At 60.5% G+C, this 17,770-nt stretch carries 22 protein-coding genes; 16 read left to right on the plus strand and 6 right to left on the minus strand.

The window, feature by feature from the left end:
- The first annotated feature begins 47 nt into the window (after positions 1-47).
- The 5 genes from ACQY1J_RS07875 to ACQY1J_RS07895 all read left to right on the plus strand — a co-directional run bounded on the left by ACQY1J_RS07875 (position 48) and on the right by ACQY1J_RS07895 (position 4,126).
- On the plus strand, positions 48-1,328 hold the full coding sequence (locus ACQY1J_RS07875; protein WP_082476442.1) for a hemolysin family protein: 1,281 nt from the start codon (positions 48-50) through the stop codon (positions 1,326-1,328).
- 13 nt (positions 1,329-1,341) lie between these two features.
- Positions 1,342-1,944 carry a 5-formyltetrahydrofolate cyclo-ligase gene (locus ACQY1J_RS07880; RefSeq protein WP_430251116.1) on the plus strand — a complete coding sequence of 201 codons (603 nt, stop codon included), beginning with the start codon at positions 1,342-1,344 and terminating at the stop codon, positions 1,942-1,944.
- 11 nt (positions 1,945-1,955) lie between these two features.
- Entirely contained in the window at positions 1,956-2,780 is an 825-nt protein-coding gene (locus tag ACQY1J_RS07885; RefSeq protein ID WP_062460799.1) for a TIGR00282 family metallophosphoesterase, read from the plus strand.
- Between the two features lies 1 nt (position 2,781).
- Positions 2,782-3,120 (plus strand): hypothetical protein, encoded by a 339-nt coding sequence (locus ACQY1J_RS07890; protein WP_113165985.1) that lies wholly within the window; start codon positions 2,782-2,784, stop codon positions 3,118-3,120.
- 142 nt (positions 3,121-3,262) lie between these two features.
- A complete protein-coding gene (locus tag ACQY1J_RS07895; protein WP_430251117.1) occupies positions 3,263-4,126 on the plus strand; it encodes an MBL fold metallo-hydrolase in 864 nt (287 codons plus the stop codon).
- A 33-nt stretch (positions 4,127-4,159) separates the two neighbouring features.
- Here ACQY1J_RS07895 and ACQY1J_RS07900 read toward each other — a convergent pair whose 3' ends face one another.
- Entirely contained in the window at positions 4,160-4,672 is a 513-nt protein-coding gene (locus tag ACQY1J_RS07900) for a pyridoxamine 5'-phosphate oxidase family protein (RefSeq protein WP_092659885.1), read from the minus strand.
- Between the two features lie 141 nt (positions 4,673-4,813).
- Between ACQY1J_RS07900 and ACQY1J_RS07905 the strand changes: the two genes are divergently transcribed.
- Positions 4,814-5,560, plus strand: a complete 747-nt coding sequence (locus ACQY1J_RS07905; protein WP_062460788.1) for a YebC/PmpR family DNA-binding transcriptional regulator — start codon at positions 4,814-4,816, stop codon at positions 5,558-5,560.
- Between the two features lie 55 nt (positions 5,561-5,615).
- On the opposite strand, the gene ACQY1J_RS07910 is transcribed toward ACQY1J_RS07905, so the two are convergent.
- Together ACQY1J_RS07910 and ACQY1J_RS07915 are read right to left on the minus strand one after the other, a co-directional pair.
- A complete protein-coding gene (locus tag ACQY1J_RS07910; RefSeq protein WP_062461844.1) occupies positions 5,616-6,626 on the minus strand; it encodes an LLM class flavin-dependent oxidoreductase in 1,011 nt (336 codons plus the stop codon).
- Positions 6,627-6,755: 129 nt separating this feature from the next.
- Positions 6,756-7,607, minus strand: coding sequence for a hypothetical protein (locus tag ACQY1J_RS07915; protein WP_430251118.1), 852 nt, complete (start codon positions 7,605-7,607; stop codon positions 6,756-6,758).
- A gap of 218 nt (positions 7,608-7,825) precedes the next feature.
- On the opposite strand from ACQY1J_RS07915, the gene ruvC reads away from it, so the two are divergent.
- From ruvC to ACQY1J_RS07945, 6 genes are all read left to right on the plus strand, one after another.
- Positions 7,826-8,335, plus strand: coding sequence for a crossover junction endodeoxyribonuclease RuvC (ruvC, locus tag ACQY1J_RS07920; RefSeq protein ID WP_062460782.1), 510 nt, complete (start codon positions 7,826-7,828; stop codon positions 8,333-8,335).
- Positions 8,336-8,516: 181 nt separating this feature from the next.
- The gene (ruvA, locus tag ACQY1J_RS07925) at positions 8,517-9,134 is read left to right on the plus strand and encodes a Holliday junction branch migration protein RuvA (RefSeq protein WP_062460779.1); all 618 of its coding nucleotides are present in this window, start codon (positions 8,517-8,519) and stop codon (positions 9,132-9,134) included.
- A 215-nt stretch (positions 9,135-9,349) separates the two neighbouring features.
- Positions 9,350-10,390 carry a Holliday junction branch migration DNA helicase RuvB gene (ruvB, locus tag ACQY1J_RS07930; RefSeq protein WP_430251119.1) on the plus strand — a complete coding sequence of 347 codons (1,041 nt, stop codon included), beginning with the start codon at positions 9,350-9,352 and terminating at the stop codon, positions 10,388-10,390.
- Between the two features lie 31 nt (positions 10,391-10,421).
- Positions 10,422-10,910, plus strand: a complete 489-nt coding sequence (locus tag ACQY1J_RS07935; protein WP_430251888.1) for an NUDIX hydrolase — start codon at positions 10,422-10,424, stop codon at positions 10,908-10,910.
- Between the two features lie 55 nt (positions 10,911-10,965).
- The gene (locus ACQY1J_RS07940) at positions 10,966-11,187 is read left to right on the plus strand and encodes a DUF2945 domain-containing protein (protein WP_062460771.1); all 222 of its coding nucleotides are present in this window, start codon (positions 10,966-10,968) and stop codon (positions 11,185-11,187) included.
- Positions 11,180-11,605: a hypothetical protein gene (locus tag ACQY1J_RS07945; RefSeq protein WP_430251120.1), complete on the plus strand. Its 426-nt coding sequence runs from the start codon at positions 11,180-11,182 to the stop codon at positions 11,603-11,605. Before ACQY1J_RS07940 ends, ACQY1J_RS07945 begins: the two co-directional genes overlap by 8 nt.
- Before the next feature lie 19 nt (positions 11,606-11,624).
- On the opposite strand, the gene ACQY1J_RS07950 is transcribed toward ACQY1J_RS07945, so the two are convergent.
- The 3 genes from ACQY1J_RS07950 to ACQY1J_RS07960 are packed head-to-tail and all read right to left on the minus strand — an operon-like array spanning position 11,625 to position 14,528.
- Entirely contained in the window at positions 11,625-12,494 is an 870-nt protein-coding gene (locus tag ACQY1J_RS07950; RefSeq protein WP_430251121.1) for an NAD-dependent epimerase/dehydratase family protein, read from the minus strand.
- On the minus strand, positions 12,491-13,300 hold the full coding sequence (locus ACQY1J_RS07955; RefSeq protein ID WP_430251122.1) for a glycosyltransferase: 810 nt from the start codon (positions 13,298-13,300) through the stop codon (positions 12,491-12,493). The genes ACQY1J_RS07950 and ACQY1J_RS07955 overlap by 4 nt, the downstream gene beginning before the upstream one ends.
- 7 nt (positions 13,301-13,307) lie before the next feature.
- Complete coding sequence (locus ACQY1J_RS07960; protein ID WP_113165977.1) at positions 13,308-14,528, minus strand: NAD-dependent epimerase/dehydratase family protein; 1,221 nt, start codon at positions 14,526-14,528, stop codon at positions 13,308-13,310.
- A gap of 122 nt (positions 14,529-14,650) precedes the next feature.
- Between ACQY1J_RS07960 and ybgC the strand changes: the two genes are divergently transcribed.
- The 4 genes from ybgC to ACQY1J_RS07980 all read left to right on the plus strand — a co-directional run bounded on the left by ybgC (position 14,651) and on the right by ACQY1J_RS07980 (position 17,764).
- The gene (ybgC, locus tag ACQY1J_RS07965; protein ID WP_062461839.1) at positions 14,651-15,100 is read left to right on the plus strand and encodes a tol-pal system-associated acyl-CoA thioesterase; all 450 of its coding nucleotides are present in this window, start codon (positions 14,651-14,653) and stop codon (positions 15,098-15,100) included.
- A 267-nt stretch (positions 15,101-15,367) separates the two neighbouring features.
- Entirely contained in the window at positions 15,368-16,087 is a 720-nt protein-coding gene (gene tolQ / locus ACQY1J_RS07970; RefSeq protein ID WP_062582426.1) for a protein TolQ, read from the plus strand.
- A 27-nt stretch (positions 16,088-16,114) separates the two neighbouring features.
- Positions 16,115-16,573 carry a protein TolR gene (gene tolR, locus ACQY1J_RS07975; RefSeq protein WP_062460755.1) on the plus strand — a complete coding sequence of 153 codons (459 nt, stop codon included), beginning with the start codon at positions 16,115-16,117 and terminating at the stop codon, positions 16,571-16,573.
- A 9-nt stretch (positions 16,574-16,582) separates the two neighbouring features.
- The gene (locus ACQY1J_RS07980; RefSeq protein ID WP_430251123.1) at positions 16,583-17,764 is read left to right on the plus strand and encodes a hypothetical protein; all 1,182 of its coding nucleotides are present in this window, start codon (positions 16,583-16,585) and stop codon (positions 17,762-17,764) included.
- Positions 17,765-17,770: the final 6 nt, after the last annotated feature.

The following is a 17,770-nucleotide window of genomic DNA, read 5'->3' on the forward strand; positions in this document are numbered from 1 at the left end:
GGCGTCAGTTTTGCAGGCAGGATATTGTTCCAGATTAAGAGCCCCTTTTGTTAACCGAAATATTCATCGTCGTTGCACTCACCATTCTCAATGGTGTCCTCGCAATGTCGGAACTTGCCGTCGTGTCATCGCGTCCCGTGCGCCTCCGGGTCATGGCAGAGCAGGGAAATCGTGGCGCAGCTGCCGCCATCAAGCTGGCTGAAGATCCAGGCCGCTTCCTTTCCTCCGTTCAGATCGGCATCACTCTTGTCGGCGTTCTCTCCGGTGCGTTTTCCGGTGCAACGCTCGGCACCCGTCTGACCAACTGGCTGTCCGAGCAGGGTATGCCGCAAAACTTCGCCGACTGGCTCGGCGTCGGCGGTGTCGTCGTGGTCATCACCTATATGTCGCTGATTGTCGGCGAACTCGTGCCGAAGCAGATCGCATTGCGGGCGCCTGAGCTCGTGGCCGCCAAAGTGGCGCCGGCGATGAAGATGGTTGCGACAATCGGTGCCCCGGTCGTGTGGTTTCTCGATATCTCGGGCCGGTTTCTTCTGGCCCTTCTCGGCCAGAGCGGGGAATCGAACGAGAAAGTCACCGACGAGGAAATCCGCACCGTGCTTGCCGAAGCGCATAGCGCGGGCGTGATCGAGACCGAGGAATCGGCGATGATCTCCGGCGTCATGCGACTGGCCGACCGTACCGCGCGCGGCCTCATGACGCCACGCCGCGATGTGGAGGTGCTCGATACCGAAGATGAGCCGGAAGAGCTTCGTGCGCAGCTGCGGGCGACGACACGCTCGCGTCTGCCTGTACGCAAGGGCTCGTCCGACGAGATCCAGGGCGTGCTCTTCGTCAAGGACGCCTATGAATTCATGGCCGGCGGCAGGGGCGGCGATCCCGCCTCGCTGATGCGTGAAGCGCCTGTCGTTTCCGACCTGACCGGCGCGCTCGACGTCATTCAGGCTTTGCGCAAGTCACCGGCACATATGGTTCTCGTCTATGACGAATACGGCCATTTTGAAGGTATCATCACCTCGGGCGACGTGCTCGAAGCCATCACCGGCGTGTTCCAGGAGGACGAGGTTGAAGAACCCGCCATCGTTGCGCGCGACGACGGATCCTACCTCGTTGCCGGCTGGATGGCGGTTGACGAGTTCTCCGCGCAGATGGGCGTGCCGATCGAGGATGACCCGGGTTACGAGACCGTTGCAGGCTTCGTTCTCGACGAGCTGAAGCATCTGCCGGAACTGGGCGAGAAGTTCACAACACGAGGCTGGACCTTCGAGGTGATCGATCTCGACGGACGTCGTATCGACAAGCTGCTGCTCAGCCGCGCACCAGACTGACGGCACGGGACCGATGAGCGAGGCTTTTTCCGACAATCGCATGCGCAAGACGGAACTGCGGCGCCAGAGCCTCGCCGCGAGAGACGCTCTGTCTGTTTCGGATAGGGTCGAAAAGAGCCAGGCGCTTGCCGTTCATGGCGCCGGGGCAATCGAGTTGCATGCCGGAGCGATCGTGTCGGGCTTTCTGCCGATCCGATCCGAGGTGGATCTCCATCCTCTGATGGCATTGCTGCGGGATCGCGGCGGGCGCATCTGCCTGCCCGTCGTCCTCGACAAGGAAACGATCGTGTTTCGCGAACTGACGCCTGAGACGGTGCTTGTACCCGGTACGTTCGGGACATCGGGTCCCGGGCCCGAGGCGGAAGAACTCGAGCCCGAGATCATGCTCGTGCCACTGGCCGCATTCGATGCGCGCGGCCACCGGATCGGCTATGGCGGCGGATATTATGACCGGGCCATTCACCGTTTGCGCGAAAAAGGCTTGAACCCGCGGTTGATCGGCATTGCATTCGACTGCCAGGAAGTGGCATCAGTGCCTGAAGAACCTCATGATATGAAGCTCGATGCCGTCTTGACCGAAAGCGGCTATCGGCCGTTCGCGGGTATGCCCGCGTAGATTGGACAAGCATGCGTCTTTTGTTTCTGGGTGACATGGTCGGCAAAACCGGCCGTACGGCGGTTTGGGACAAGTTGCCGGGGCTGGTGTCCGACCTGAAACTCGACTTCGTGATCGTCAACGGCGAGAATGCCGCTGGTGGCTTCGGCATTACCGAGGAGATCTTTCTCGAGACGATCAATGCCGGTGCCGACGTTGTCACCACCGGCAACCATGTCTGGGACCAGAAGGAAGCCGTCGGCTTTGCCGGTCGCCACGACCAGTTCCTGCGCCCGGCCAACTATCCGGCCGGCACGCCCGGCAAGGGATCTGGCATCTTCTACGGCCGCAACGGCGCGCGCATCCTCGTCGCCAACATCATGGGCCGGGTCTTCATGCATCCGGAACTCGACGATCCCTTCAAGTCCGCCGAGGCGATCCTTGCCGCGGCCCCGCTGAAGGAACAGGCGGATGCCATCATCTTCGACTTCCATGCGGAAGCCACCAGCGAAAAGCAGTGTTTCGGGCATTTCGTCGATGGTCGTGCGTCGCTCGTCGTCGGCACGCACACGCATGTGCCGACCGCCGACTGCCAGATCCTGAACGGCGGCACCGGCTACATGTCGGATGCCGGCATGTGCGGCGACTACGATTCGTCGCTCGGCATGGACAAGGAAGAGCCGCTCAACCGCTTCATCTCGAAAATGCCGAAGGGCCGTTTCGAGGCGGCAAACGGTCCCGCGACAATCTGCGGTCTCGGCATCGAGATTTCCGACACGACGGGACTGGCCGAGAAGATCGAGCCGCTCCGGATCGGGCCGCGGCTCGCGGAGACCATTCCGAGCTTCTGGCGGTAGAATGGTTCGGGCGCTGCTTCTGTTTGCGGTTATGATGCTTCCGGTTTTCGGGGCATCGGCACAGCAAAGCGTCCAGCCTTCAGCCGGAACGTGGGCTCAGAAGAAGTGCAGTTTCTACGCCAAGGCCTGGCACGACCTGCTTTCGATGTCCGCTGGCGGCGACGTTACTCGTGCTTTCATTGCGGGGAACGAGGGCTTCATTGCAGCCGGCTGCTCCAACGGTGCGGATGTGTGCCCGTCATCCAAGGGTGATATCGATCTTGCCAATCGCCTCACCATGGCCGCGATGAACTTCGGGACAGCGAGCTCGTTCCTGCCCTTCGTCTGCCGGACGCGTTGAGGCGGTAACCACTTAATGACATGATTGTGAGACGACCACGGCGCTTCGTCGCTGGACGCTTCGCCATGCTTGCCGCATCCTGAGCCCCGGAATGGCATGAACGCATCGGCTCGATTTTTCGCAACGCGGTTCGGGGTGTGGCATGAAGCTGCGAACGCTGGCATTCGGTTTTTCGGCTCTCATTCTATCCGCCATATCGGCGCTGGCGCAGGAGGGCGGGTTGCCGGTCAGCCAGTGCCAGGCGATTGCGCAGAACCTGCCGGGCGAGAAATTCCCCCATGTCCGCTATGCCAGCTTCAACCCTTCGGGTCCCGCGTTTGCGCCAGTCGTCAAACCGGTAAACCTGTCGGCGCGGGAAGAGGTGAAGATTACCTTCGTCGGCCACTCGACCTATTTCATCCAGAGCCCCGACGGTATCGGCATCGCCACCGATTACAGCGGCGTTCACCAGCCGTCACGGATGCCTGACGTAGTGACGATGAACAAGGCGCATTCCACCCACTATACGATGATGCCGGATCCTTCGATCGCCCACGTGATGCGCGGATGGAGCGATGTGCCGGGTGAAAAGGCCGAGCATCGGGAAATGGTCGGGGATGTCTATATCCGCAATGTCGTCTCGGATATCCGCAACTGGGGCGGTGGGATCGAGCCGGACGGCAATTCGATCTTCATCTTCGAGGTCGCCGGGCTCTGCATCGGGCATCTCGGCCATCTGCATTTCGAACTCAACGAGCAGCAGTACACGCAGATCGGCCGGCTCGATATTCTGATGGTGCCTGTTGATGGCGGTTTGACGATGGGGGCGGACAGTATGAGCCGCGTCGTTCAGCGGCTGCGGTCGTCACTGATCCTGCCGATGCACCGTTTCGGGCCGCCGCTCGAGCGGTTCCTGTCGATGTTCGACGGCAAGTTCGAGATCGCCTACGCGCCGAGCGAGACGATCACCGTGTCGATGCGCAGCCTTCCGAAGGAGCCGACGATCATGGTGCCGCAAGGGCTGTGACAGGGGCTGTTCAAGCCCCTGTCGGTCTTTTGATCAGGCGTGACGCGTGAAGGTCAGGCGCTTGTTGACGCCGACTTCCGGCATCTTCTCGTCATTCAGGTTCGCCTTGGCGATTTCCCAGCCGAACTTGAGCGTGCTGTCGGTCGACGCCCAGATTTCCGCATCATCGACACGGAAGGCCAGCATGGTGAGATGGGGATCGGACTTACCGTGTTCGTACCAGGCAGCCGTCACGGCGCTCCAGTATTCATCGATCTTGGCCTCGTCCTTGCGGACTTCCAGGATGCCCGACAGGCAGGCGTGGTAATCGTGATCCTTGCCGACCACGTTGAAGTGGGCGCGGGAGGCTGTGCCGAGCGCCTTCACCAGATCCGTATCGGTCCTGGTATAAAACCAGATCGTGTTGGCCTCGGAATCGACATTCGGCGCCATCGGCTGAAAATGCATGTGCGCACCTTCGATGCCGAGCATGCCCGCATGGATTCCGTTGATTTCGTCCCACATCTGACGTTCGGGGGCTTCGCGTGCTTCGGTAAGGCTCGCCATCTATAATTCTCCTTCTTTGTCGTGCGGTTGAAGAACGGAGGCGGGGCGGGGTTTGTTCCTCATCCGAAAGGCTCTTGAACGGCCTCCGCTTCGAAACTATAAGGCGGCACAATTCCAGATAATGATGCAGACAGGGGTGCCATGGCTGGCCATTCACAGTTCAAGAACATCATGCACCGCAAGGGCAAGCAGGACGGTATCCGTTCCAAGATGTTCTCCAAGCTTGCACGCGAAATCACCGTTGCGGCAAAATCCGGTCTACCCGACCCGGATATGAACGCGGCGCTGCGCCTTGCCGTTCAAAACGCCAAGGCTCAGTCGATGCCGAAGGACAATATCGACCGGGCCATCAAGAAGGCTTCGGGCGCCGACGCCGAGAACTACGACGCGGTGCGTTACGAGGGCTACGGTCCCGGCGGCACAGCCGTGATCGTCGAAGCGCTGACCGATAACCGCAATCGTACCGCCTCCAACGTTCGCTCGATCTTTACCAAGGCCGGCGGCGCTCTTGGCGAAACCGGTTCGGTGTCCTTCTCCTTCGACCATGTCGGCGAGATCACCTACAAGGCGTCGGTCGGAGATGCGGATACGGTCATGGAGGCTGCGATCGAAGCGGGTGCCGACGATGTGATTTCCGACGAGGAAGGCCACACGATCATCTGCGGGTTTGAGGCGCTCGGTGAAGTCTCAAAGGCGCTCGACGCCACGCTCGGTGGTGCCGAGACCGTCAAGTCGATCTGGAAGCCGCAGAACACGATCGAAGTCGACGAGGAACGTGCGCTGTCGCTGATGAAGCTGATCGGCAATCTCGAAGACGACGACGACGTGCAGAACGTCTATTCGAACTTCGAAGTCTCGGATGAGGTCATGGCCAAGCTGTCGGCCTGATCGCCTCTAGTCCTGAAATGAAGCGGGCCGGTCGTTGAGACCGGCCCGAATTCGTTTACGCAGCTCGCTGCAGCTGGCTATCCATCAGCGACAGCTGCGAAAACAATTCCACCGAGCGGAGACGCTTGTCGATATCGTGGATCGGCATCGAGATGATGAGCTCGTCGGCCTGGGTTTCGGCCAGGAACTCACCGAGCTTGCGTTCGATGGTTCGTGGCGAGCCGACCGCTGCGTAGCGCAACGTGTGCTCCACATTCATCTTCTCCATCGGCGTCCAGAAACCGTCCATCGTATCGAGCGGTTTCGGGAAAAGGCCGCGGACGTTCTTGCGCAGGTTGACAAACTGCTGCTGCGACGAGGTGAAGAGCCTGTTTGCTTCCTCATCCGTATCTGCTGCCACACCCATGACACCGGCCATCACATACGGTTTGTCGAGATCCGCCGAGGGCTGGAAGCGATCGCGGTAGATGGCGATCGCGTCGAGCAGCATATCTGGCGCAAAATGCGAGGCAAACGCGTAGGGGAGACCCAAAGCGGCCGCCACGTGGGCGCTGTAGGTCGAGGAGCCGAGCAGCCAGATCGGCACATTCGCCTCGGTTCCCGGCACGGCAAGGATTGCCTGGTTCGGGACGGGCGTTCCAAGCAGATGCTTGAGCTCGACGATATCCTGCGGGAAGTTTTCTGCGCCCGCATCGAGATTGCGTCTCAGCGCATTTGCCGTGCGCATGTCGGTTCCGGGCGCTCGGCCGAGGCCGAGATCGACACGGCCGGGGAGCAGCGCTTCTAGCGTGCCGAACTGTTCGGCAATCACAAGAGGAGAGTGGTTTGGCAGCATGATGCCGCCGGAGCCAACCCGGATGGTTTTGGTCGCGGCGCCGACATGGGCGATGACGAGCGCGGTGGCCGCGCTGGCAATGCCCGGCATGCCATGGTGTTCGGCAAGCCAGAGGCGGTTATAGCCATGCTGTTCGGCCTTGATCGCAAGCCTGCGGGACTGGTCGAGAGCCTGGCTGACGGAATACCCTTCGCCGATCAGCGAAAGGTCGAGAATGGAAAACGGGATCATCGGCATATCCTGAAATGGATAGGAAAACGTGTTCTCCCTATCTAGGCAGCCGGTCTTGCAAATACGACCCCGCCGGCGATGAAAGTCGCTAGGCGGGGTCGGTGGAGGTCCGACAGTGAGGTCGCTGCCTCAGGTCTTGATCAGGCGCAGGAAGGGCTTGCGACCTCCCGACGACGGGGGCGATCCTTCAGGCGGAAAGACTGGCGGCGCCGGCAAAATGGTCACGTCGGAGTAGCGTGCGGCAGCGCGATCGATCTCGCCGATGCTGCGGTTCAGGCTGTCGAGAACAAGCGGCGTGGTCAGGATTTCGGGGGCCTGGGCATCCTTTGCCTTGGCCATTTCGTCGAGTTCGCCACGGATAGCCTCGGCCTCGGCCGCCTGATTATCGGCGGATTCGGTCAGTTCCTCGACATTTTGGGCCAATGCATCGACGTAAAGGCCGATCGCACGCAGTTCGCGCTCGATCTCTTCGGTCTTGGCGCGGATTGCGCTCATGCCTGTAGCACTGGACGTGCCGGCCGACAGTTCCATCGTCTCGATCAGCTTCAACGCGGCAGCAACCGCTTCGCGCGGTCGGCGCATGTCGAGCTTGGTGTTGTGGGCGATCGTGCCGACATGACGGGTGATTGCCTGACGCTGCTTGGCGCTTCTCTCATGCGCGCTGGTCTTTGACTTCGCGCGGGTAATCCTGTCTGCCTGATCCTGGCGGGCCTGAGCCTGGCTGCGCAGGATGGCGGCCATGGCTTCGGTGTCGGCCCGCATCGTCTCGACACTCGAAACGACGGTGCCGATGGTCCGGTCGATTGTTGCGAGTCCACGATTGAAATCGCGGCGCATGCCCTCGAAACGCAGGGGCATGGGTTCATCAAGTGTGGTGCGGATATCACCGCTTGCAAAGCGGCGCAGACCGCCGTCCAGGATGTCGGCGGTTCTGCGAAGATCGCGCAGCTCGGTCTCATTCCGATCATAGTCCCGTATCATTCGGGCGCCTCCTCGTGATTCTTAAGAAACCCTTTGTGACGAACCAACGCCATTAGGAAAAGGTTGTTGCGGTTGGATCACCACTTCTGCCCAAAACGATGCGGTTATGGTTAACAAAATATGAACGCTTCCGACGGCTTCGGTCCGCATGTTGGCCTGCAGAGTCACTCCGCGTTTCGGCCTTGGCGCAGGATTCCCGGCGTGACACAACAGTTGCCATGACAAAACCGATTCGCATCATCGGCATCGATCCGGGGCTTCGCCGCACAGGGTGGGGTGTTATCGAGACACTGGGAAACTCGTTGCGCTTTGTGGCATCGGGGACGGTCGTGTCCGACGGTGACATCGACCTTGCCTCGCGCCTCTGCCAGCTGCACGATGGTCTGGCCGAAGTTGTGCATACCTACACGCCAGACGAGGCGGCGGTCGAGCAGACGTTCGTCAACAAGGATGCGGTGGCGACGTTGAAGCTTGGTCAGGCGCGTGGCGTCGTGATGCTGGTGCCGGCGCGTGCCGGGTTGCCTGTTTCCGAATATGCGCCAAACGCGGTCAAGAAAGCGGTCATCGGCGTTGGCCATGGCGAGAAGCAGCAGATCCACATGATGGTGAAGATCCTGATGCCGAAGGCGGAGTTCAAGGGTAACGATGCCGCCGACGCGCTGGCGATCGCCATCTGCCACGCCCATAACCGCGTTGCAAACCGCATGCGCCAAGCTTTGGCCGGCTGAAGCATCAGCCTCCTCTGTTCTTGACTTGTTCTGCCGCCCTCAGTAGGTATTTCGGCAGAGGCCGTACGCTCGCATCGGCTTCTGACGCGCGATGCAGCGCGCTATCGTGCCTGTTTCCCGATGCTCGGCATCATGATTTCCGGAACCCATTCTCCTTCATCCTCAGCGGCGGACCTAAAACATGATCGGCAAGCTCAAAGGCACTATCGACGAGATCGGCGAGGACTACGCGCTCGTTGACGTGCACGGCGTCTGCTACGAAGCCTTCTGTTCGGCCCGCACGCTGGCCCGCCTCAATGTGGGCGAAGCGGCAGTGCTGTTTATCGAGACCTATGTGCGCGAGGACCAGTTGAAACTGTTCGGCTTCCTGTCGGCACTGGAGCGCGAGTGGTTCAACCTCCTGCAGAGCGTGCAGGGCGTCGGCGCCAAGGTGGCGCTGGCCTTGCTTTCAACGCTGACACCGGGCGAACTGGCCAATGCGATTGCGCTGCAGGACAAGACCGCAGTTTCGCGGGCACCCGGCGTCGGCCCCAAGGTCGCCGTCCGCATTGTCACCGAACTCAAGAACAAGGCGCCCGCCTTTGCCGGCGAGGCATCCGCAAATATCGGCTTCAAGCAGGAACTGGGCGAGGGCGTGGCGTCTGCGCCCGTCAGCGATGCGGTCTCGGCGCTCACCAATCTTGGCTATTCCCGAGACCAGGCGGCCAATGCCGTCGCCGCAGCTTTGAAGGCAGCCGGTGAGGATGCCGACAGCGCCAAGCTGATCCGGCTGGGTCTGAAGGAACTGGCGAGGTCGTGATATCCGGGGTAAGCACTGGGATATCGATCGGGCCAGACGATTACGGGAAGTAACAGATTGGGTGCGTTCACGACCATGGCTCTTGAAGGTCAGATCACGATAGCGATCAAGGATCGCGACGTGGCGAGAGTTGCTGCTCCACATGGCCGGTGCCACTGCTCCATGACATCAGACACAAAGGCCGCATCCTGCGCGCCCGAGATGGAAATTCTTGCATGACCGACGAAAACCGCCTCATCTCGCCGGAAAAACGGGGCGAAGATTTCGATACGGCGCTGCGCCCGCAGTCGCTCGACGAGTTTACCGGGCAGGCAGAGGCTCGCGCCAACCTCAAGATCTTCATCGAGGCCGCCAAGAACCGGGGCGAGGCCCTGGATCACGTGCTGTTCGTCGGCCCGCCGGGTCTCGGCAAGACCACGCTTGCGCAGATCATGGCCAAGGAACTGGGCGTCAATTTCCGCTCGACCTCCGGTCCTGTGATTGCAAAGGCCGGCGATCTGGCGGCGCTTCTGACCAATCTCGAAGACCGAGACGTGCTGTTCATCGATGAAATCCACCGTCTCAACCCGGCGGTCGAGGAAATCCTCTATCCAGCGATGGAAGATTTTCAGCTCGATCTGATCATCGGCGAAGGGCCATCGGCACGGTCGGTGAAGATCGACCTGTCGAAATTCACGCTGGTTGCTGCCACCACCCGTATCGGGCTGTTGACGACGCCGCTGCGCGACCGGTTCGGCATTCCCGTGCGCTTGTCGTTCTACACGGTCGAGGAACTGGAAGGTATCGTCCGGCGTGGTGCGCGCCTGATGAACCTGCCGATGACCGATGGCGGCGCGCGCGAGATCGCACGGCGCGCCCGTGGCACGCCGCGTATCGCCGGACGGCTGTTGCGCCGTGTCCGCGATTTTGCCGAAGTGGCGCGTGCGGAAGCCGTGACCAAGGAGATCGCCGACGAGGCGCTGATCCGCCTCAATGTCGACCACGCCGGTTTCGACCAGCTCGACAAGCGCTATCTCAACATGATCGCCGTCAACTTCGGCGGCGGGCCCGTGGGTATCGAGACGATCGCGGCGGGACTTTCGGAGCCGCGCGACGCGATCGAGGACATTATCGAGCCCTACATGATCCAGCAGGGCTTTATCCAGCGCACGCCGCGGGGCAGGGTGCTGACGGCAGTCGCCTGGAAGCATCTCGGCCTGCAGCCGCCCAAGGATATGGACGCGGCCCAGTTCAGGATCAGTTTCGACGATGAGTAAAAGCGACGAACCCCAGGATTTGCGCATCCGGATGAAGTTCAAGCCGAAGCGCATTTTTCAGATGCGCATCGCGGGGCTTGGTTTCCGCGATGGCCATGTGCTGGTGCACCGCGCCGTGCATGAGACGTTCTGGACCTTTCCCGGCGGACGCGCGGAAGTGGGCGAAACCTCCGAGGAAACCCTGAAACGCGAGATGGTCGAGGAACTCGGGGTCGAGGTGAAGGTCGGACGGCTGCTGTGGGCGGTCGAGAACTTCTTCCGCTACGAAGACCGCGACTGGCACGAACTCGGCTTCTACTACCTGATGGAGCTGCCGGAGAGCTTTCCGTTTCATCCGACCGATATCGTCCACCGGATCGTCGACACGCACGAACTCGAGTTCAAGTGGGTGAAGGCGACGAGAGATTCGCTGAAGGCGCTGGATATCCCACCGTATTTCATCGCCGACGAAATCGAAGATCTGCCCACGAGCCCGAAACACGTGGTCTGGCGCGATGGCGATCTCGATCTGAAAGACTGATGTTGGAACATCCTTTGCTCGCTTGAGTTTTTTCAGGAGTAGAAGGAGATGATCCATGCAGAAGATCAGCGTCGGAAACGAAGTCGAATGGAAATGGGGAAAGTCGAAGGCCGAAGGTAAGGTCGCCGAGAAGTTCACCAAGGATGTCGAGCGCAAGATCAAGGGCAAGACGATCAAGCGCAAGGCAGATGCCGACAAGCCCGCCTTCCTCGTCAAGCAGGAAGACGGCGACAAGGTTTTGAAAAGCCAATCGGAGCTGAAGAAGACCGATGGCTGAAAGATCTTCGCACGACCATCAGCACGAGCAGTCTAAGACTCGCGCGCGCAGCCCGTCCAAACCATCGCAGCTTGACCACAAGCCGCCAGCCGACGTTGCGGCTGCGGCCGAGAAGGGCTTGAAGCTGCGCGCCGAATATCGCCGTGGCGGCACGACGGTCGGGATAGCACGCGCTCGCGATCTTCAGCATCGCAAGCATCTGTCGGAACAGACGGTGAAGCGGATGGTAAGCTACTTCAAGCGTCACAATGTCGACAAGCGCTCCGACAATTTCGGCGACGACGGCAACCCATCTGCTGGTTACATTGCCTGGCTTTTGTGGGGCGGCGACGCCGGCCAGAAATGGGCCGAAGAGCACATGAAGCAGATCGACAAGACGAAGCAAGAGGCCAAGACGCAACGCACCTCGTCCCACTAGGATCGTAGCGGGGATAAGATCAGGAGGAGGCGAGGCGGCGGATTGTTTGTGCAAGCAACGGTTTGCCACCGCCCCTCCAGCCAAGCGCCTCGATCTTTGCCGTCGGCATGACGCGCACTCGCGACAGATCAGCCTTCTCGGGCAAGCGGCGGCCATTGTCGACGTGACTGAGGATTTCGCTTCGATCGGTGAGTATGTCTGACACGTTGAAACTTTCGCCGGCGATCCTGGAGGCTTCGGCTTCCAGCATCAGACGAACGGCGGAGCCGACATCGCTGCCGTTTACTTCCGTTCCCGCACGCGGTTCAATGACGCCGCCGGAACGGTAGGTTTCAAACATCTGATCCCATTTGTTGGGTCTCAGATGTCCGTAGACACCGGTCAACCGCAGGCTTGCGGTCGAAAAGTGCGCGTCGCAAAGCCCGGCGACTGCCAATTCGCCTTTATGCTTGATTTCGCCGTAGAGACTTGTCGGTGACAGATCCGTGTCTTCGATCAGCGGCAACCCGTCAGGCAGGCCGTCATAGACAGCGCGGCTGGAGATGAGGACGGCGCGGCGGAGACCGGCTCGTTTGGCAGTCTCGAACAGTTTCATCGTGCCATTGAGGTTCATGCGGGCAAACCGCTTGGGATCGTCGCCTTCGCCGCCGCGATATTTGCCGGGGACATGGTCAAAGGCGGCGTGGACGAAGAAATCGGCACCGGTGAAGGCATCAATCTGGTCGAGATCGGGATCGAGCGAGAGGGGGACGAATTCGACGGGTTTTGAGAACAGGTCGGGTTTCGGTTGTGTCCGGCCGCCGACAATAACCTGATAGCCGGCGCCCAGCAGCGCCTCTACGACATAGCGGCCCACAAGCCCGGTCCCGCCCGAGACGAGAACCTTCATGGGAGGCGCGCCGGATTGGGCAGTGCGGATATGTCAGGTGAGCGGCCTTCGTAGAAGTCCCGCCAGAGATCGATCAGCGGCTTCAACTGCTGCGCCTTCGGGTGATCCTTCTCCCATGGCTTTTCATACTGGTAGTGGAGGATGCCGATGCTCTTCCAGTTCCAGAGATCGGGCATGGCGAACCACACATATTGCAGCATGTTCATGGTCACCGGCAGGCCGTGCCAGTCCGGAAAGAAGTGTTCCAGAAACGTCTGGTCGGTGCGGCGCCAGAAGACGTCGGGCACATCCAGCGCTGCCATCATGGCGTCGAAGGTCTGCAGCGAGGGTTTGGCTACGAAGACGCCGGAGTTCATCCGTTGGAAGTCGGCCATGCTCTCGTAGACGTTCGGTGCCGCGGAAAACTCCGGATAGGCGAACAGCTTGTCGATGTTCTTCAGCACCAGCGCGTCCGCATCGACGAAAACGACCTTGTCGTAGTCGGTCAGCTGCCACAGGCGCAGCTTGCAGAAATTGTCGAGCGGCGTGTGGAACTCCGGCTTGTTGCCTTTGGTAAAAGGCGCCGCGCCATGCAGGTTCTTTCGGGCGTGACGGTCGTTGAACGCGTCGGACAGCGGAAGGTGTGTGACTTCCACCATACGGCAGCCCAGGGCTTCGAGGGGGCCAAGGTCGGATGCTGAGACCGCCGCCGTATGCAGCACGACGATCTCGGCCGTGGTCCCGGTCAACCTGATCGACCGGGCCAATGCCGTCGCGCCCATCGCGTAATCGGCATTGGTGACGAGGGTGACGAAGGCGTTTTTCATTGCGCCATCACGAGACGGATTTCAGCCGCATGCCTTCCGGATCGTGCTCCACTTTGGCGGCGATATCGCGCGTCCAGGCGGAAACGGCGGGGACACGGCTGCGATCGACGCGGTAGGCGTATTTCTTCGCGACATCAACGATCTCGGCGAGCAGGCCTTCGCCGAGCGTGGTTGGCTGCAGGCCAAGGCTCAGGAACTTGTCGTTCTTCACGACGAGATCGTTTTCGGGGGCTTCCTTGCGCGGGTTGGGCAGCCAGGCAATCTGCGCGCCACTCATCTTGGAGATCATTTCGGCCAGATCGCGCACCCGGTGGGTTTCCGTCATCTGGTTAAAGATCTCGACCCGGTTGTTGCGGGCAGGCGGTGTGTTGAGCGCGATCTCGATGCAGCGCACCGAATCCTGAATATGGATGAAGGCGCGCGTCTGGCCGCCGGTTCCGTGTACCGTCAGCGGATAGCCGATCGCCGACTGGATCAGGAAGCGGTTGAGAACCGTGCCGTAATCGCCGTCGTAGTCGAACCGGTTGATCAGCTGCTCGTGGCGGCGGGTCTGCTCCGTGTGGGTTCCCCAGACGATGCCCTGGTGGAGATCGGTGATCCGCAGGCCGTCGTTCTTCGCGTAGAACGCAAACAGCTGCTGATCGAGGCATTTCGTCATGTGGTAGATCGAGCCGGGATTGCTTGGATAGAGGATCTCCTGGCTAACCGTGCGCCCATCCATCGTCTCGATGCCAACAGGAAGGTAGCCTTCCGGGATCGCCGCACCGACGGTCGAGTAGCCATAGACACCCATTGTGCCCAGGTGGATGAGATGCGCGTCGAGGTCGAGCTCGACCATGGCGTTCAACAGATTGTGCGTGGCGTTGACGTTGTTGTTGACAGTGTAGTTCTTGTGGCGGTCGCTCTTCATCGAATAGGGGGCTGCCCGCTGTTCGGCGAAGTGGATGATGGCGTCTGGACGGTTCGCCGCCAGCCAACCCTTCAGAAGCTCGTAATCCTTGGCAAGGTCGATCAGGTGAAAGTGGATGCGGCGGCCGGTCTCGGCGTGCCAGATGCGGGTCCGTTCCTGAATGCTGTCCATCGGCGTCAGCGACTGAACACCGAGTTCCGTATCGATCCAGCGGCGCGACAGGTTATCGAGAATATGCACCTCGTGGCCGGCATCGGACAGGTGAAGCGATGTCGGCCAGCCGACGAAACCATCGCCGCCAAGGACTGCAATCTTCATGAATGTTCTCTCCGTTCGCGGGTGCCCTATTTTATGCGGGCGGGAAGTATGACAGGACACCGAAAGTGGATCGGTATTCCGCCTTTATCCAGGGGATGAAGATGGAATTTCAAGGCAAGCTTATGACAGAGCAGAATTTTTTGTTATCCGGAGAACTGATCGAGGGCGGTCACAGCCTCGTCCAGCGGGTCTATTACGAGGACACGGACTTCTCCGGCCTCGTCTATCACGCCCGCTACCTGCACTTTCTCGAGCGCGGCCGAACCGATTATCTGCGTTGCCTCGGCTGCGAGCAGGGTGCGCTTCTGTCGGCGGATGAGGAGGGGCTGGTCTTCGTCGTGCACCGCATGGAGATCGATTTCAAGCAACCGGCCCGGATGGACGATATACTGACGATCCAGACGATCACCGAAAAGGCGGGTGGCGCCAAGATGGTTCTCACCCAGGAAATCCGCCGCGGCGAAACGCTGCTGATTGCGGCGAAGGTGGTTATCGCCGTCATCAACAGATACGGTCGTCCACGACGACTGCCGGAGGCGATCGCGGAGAAGTTTCTAACAGCGCCGATCTGAGCTTTAGACAATAGAGCCAAAGCGCTGATCAAGCTTGCGGCCGTAACACATTATTAACGATAATGTAGTCTTACTAACCCGTGAGGAATTTGTGCAACGCACGCCTTCCTTTGACCAAATTTGAAGGCGAGAAGCCAAGCTGAAAACTCAGGACATCTTGGGCGTTAGGCGGCGATCTCGGCGGACAGAAACATTCTCGCGAGAGCGCGCTTTGGAACCCGCCCGGTTGTGAAATGCCGGGCGTTTGGATTCGGGGATTGAAGACAGATGGAACAGGTAGCTCTGGAAGCTGCGACGCATGACGTGAGCCTTTGGGCGCTGTTCATGCAGGCCGGACTGATCGTCAAGATGGTGATGATCGGGCTGATGGGTGCCTCGGTCTGGACCTGGGCGATCGTCATCGACAAATATATGGCCTTTTCAAAGGCGCGGCGTCAGTTCGATCAGTTCGAACAGGTGTTCTGGTCGGGTCAGTCGCTCGAAGAACTCTACCGCACCCTTGGCGAGCGCCAGAATACAGGCCTTGCCGCCATCTTCGTCGCTGCCATGCGCGAGTGGAAAAAGAGCTTTGAACGCGGCGCCCGTTCGCCGATCGGTCTCCAGATGCGTATCGACCGCGCCATGGACGTGACGATGTCGCGTGAAGGCGAGGCCTACGAGGCACGTCTTGGGTCGCTCGCAACCATCGGTTCGGCCGGTCCGTTCATCGGTCTGTTCGGTACCGTCATCGGTATCATGACCTCCTTCCAGGCGATCGCCGGATCGAAGTCCACCAACCTTGCGGTCGTTGCACCGGGTATCGCCGAAGCGCTCTTGGCAACCGCCATCGGCCTTGTTGCCGCTATCCCGGCAGTTATCGCCTACAACCGTTTCATGGGCGAGGCTGGCAAGCTTTCATCGCGGATGGAAGGTTTTGCCGACGAATTCTCGGCCATCCTTTCGCGCCAGATCGACGAGAAGCTGCAGCCACGCCAGGCCGCTCAGTAATCAGGCACAACGCCAGGAGTAAGCACCATGGGCATGTCGGCCGGAGGAGCAAAGTCGGGAGGCGGTCGTCGCGGACGTCGCGGTGGGCGAAGCCGTAGCGGCGCGATCAGCGAAATCAACGTCACGCCGCTTGTCGACGTCATGCTCGTGCTTCTCATCATCTTCATGGTCGCCGCACCGATGATGACTGTCGGCGTGCCGATCGACCTGCCTGAAACCCAGGCCAAGGCGATGAATTCCGATACGCAGCCGATCACCGTTTCGGTCAATCCGGAAGGGCAGATCTTCCTGCAGGAAACCCCGATCACGATCGACGAAATCCTGCCGAAGCTGCAGGCAATCGCCACGACCGGCTATAACGAGCGCATCTATGTGCGTGGCGACACTGCCGCTGCCTATGGCGTGGTGATGAAGGTCATGGCCCGCATTTCGTCTGCCGGTTACAAGAACCTCGGCCTCGTTACCCTTCAGGAACAGGAGCAGTGATCCCACGCCATGAAGGGTAGTATCGGCACATCGCTGGTTCTCCATTCGGTGCTTCTCGGCTGGGCGCTTGTCTCGCTGAGTTCACCGATGCAGCTCAACGTCGCCGACGTCGAGGCGCTTCCGGTTGACATCGTCCCGGTGGAATCGATCACCCAGATGCAGCAGGGTGACAAGAAGGCGCCTCTCACCGAAAAGCCTTCGGTGAAGGAAACCAAGAACCAGAAGGTCGTCGAAAACGCCGAGAATGCCGGCGAGAGCGACATCGACCTGAAGTCCCCGCCGACACCGGCCAAGAAGCCCCTGAAGACCGAAGCCGCCGCCGCGCCAAAGCCGGTGGAGCGCCCGACGCCGACCCCGACGGACGAGGACAACCAGGTCAAGGATATCGTCAAGGAAGAGACGGCACCGAAGCCTCAGGACGTGGCAGCATTGCCGCAGCCGAAGCCGGAGCCGACCCCGCCGAAGCCCGAACCGACGCCGCCCAAGGCCGAGACACCGCCACCGACCCCAACTCCGACCGAAGCCAAGACCGAGGAAGCGCCGCTTCCCGACAGCGTTCCGCTGCCGGCCGCCAAGCCGAAGCAGGAACCGCCGAAGGAACAGGCAAAGCCCGTCGAAAAGCCGGTCGAGAAAAAGCCTGACCCGCCGAAGCCAACCGAGACCGCCAAGGCTGACACCAAGGCCACCGAAGCTTCCAAGCCGAACGACAAGAAGGAAGGCAAGAAGCAGGAGACTGCCAAGTCCTCGTCTTCCAAGGCCAGCGACTTCAATGCCGACCAGATTGCAGCGCTTCTCAACAAGCAGGACGCGTCGGGCGGCGGTGCCAAGCGTTCGACGTCGCCTGCCTCCACGGGCAGCACGAAGCCATCGACCGGTTCAAAGCTCAGCGTCAGCGAAATGGACGCGTTGCGCGGGCAGATCGGCAAGAACTGGTCCTATATCGCAGGCATCGAAGGTGCAGAAGGCGTGGTCATCCGCGTCCATATGCGGCTCGACCAGTCGGGCATGATCGTCGGCGAACCCGAAGTTTCCTCAAGCGGCGGTTCAGATACGGCCCGCCGGACGCTCGAATCCAGCGCGCGCCGCGCTGTCTTGCGTTCGTCGCCGTTCAAGAACCTGCCGGCAGACAAATACGATGCGTGGAGCGAAGTCATCGTGAACTTCAGCCCCAGCGATCTTGATATGCTTTGAAAGGCC

It is taken from the genome of Neorhizobium sp. DAR64860/K0K1 (assembly GCF_050500205.1).
GTDB lineage: Bacteria > Pseudomonadota > Alphaproteobacteria > Rhizobiales > Rhizobiaceae > Neorhizobium > Neorhizobium soli.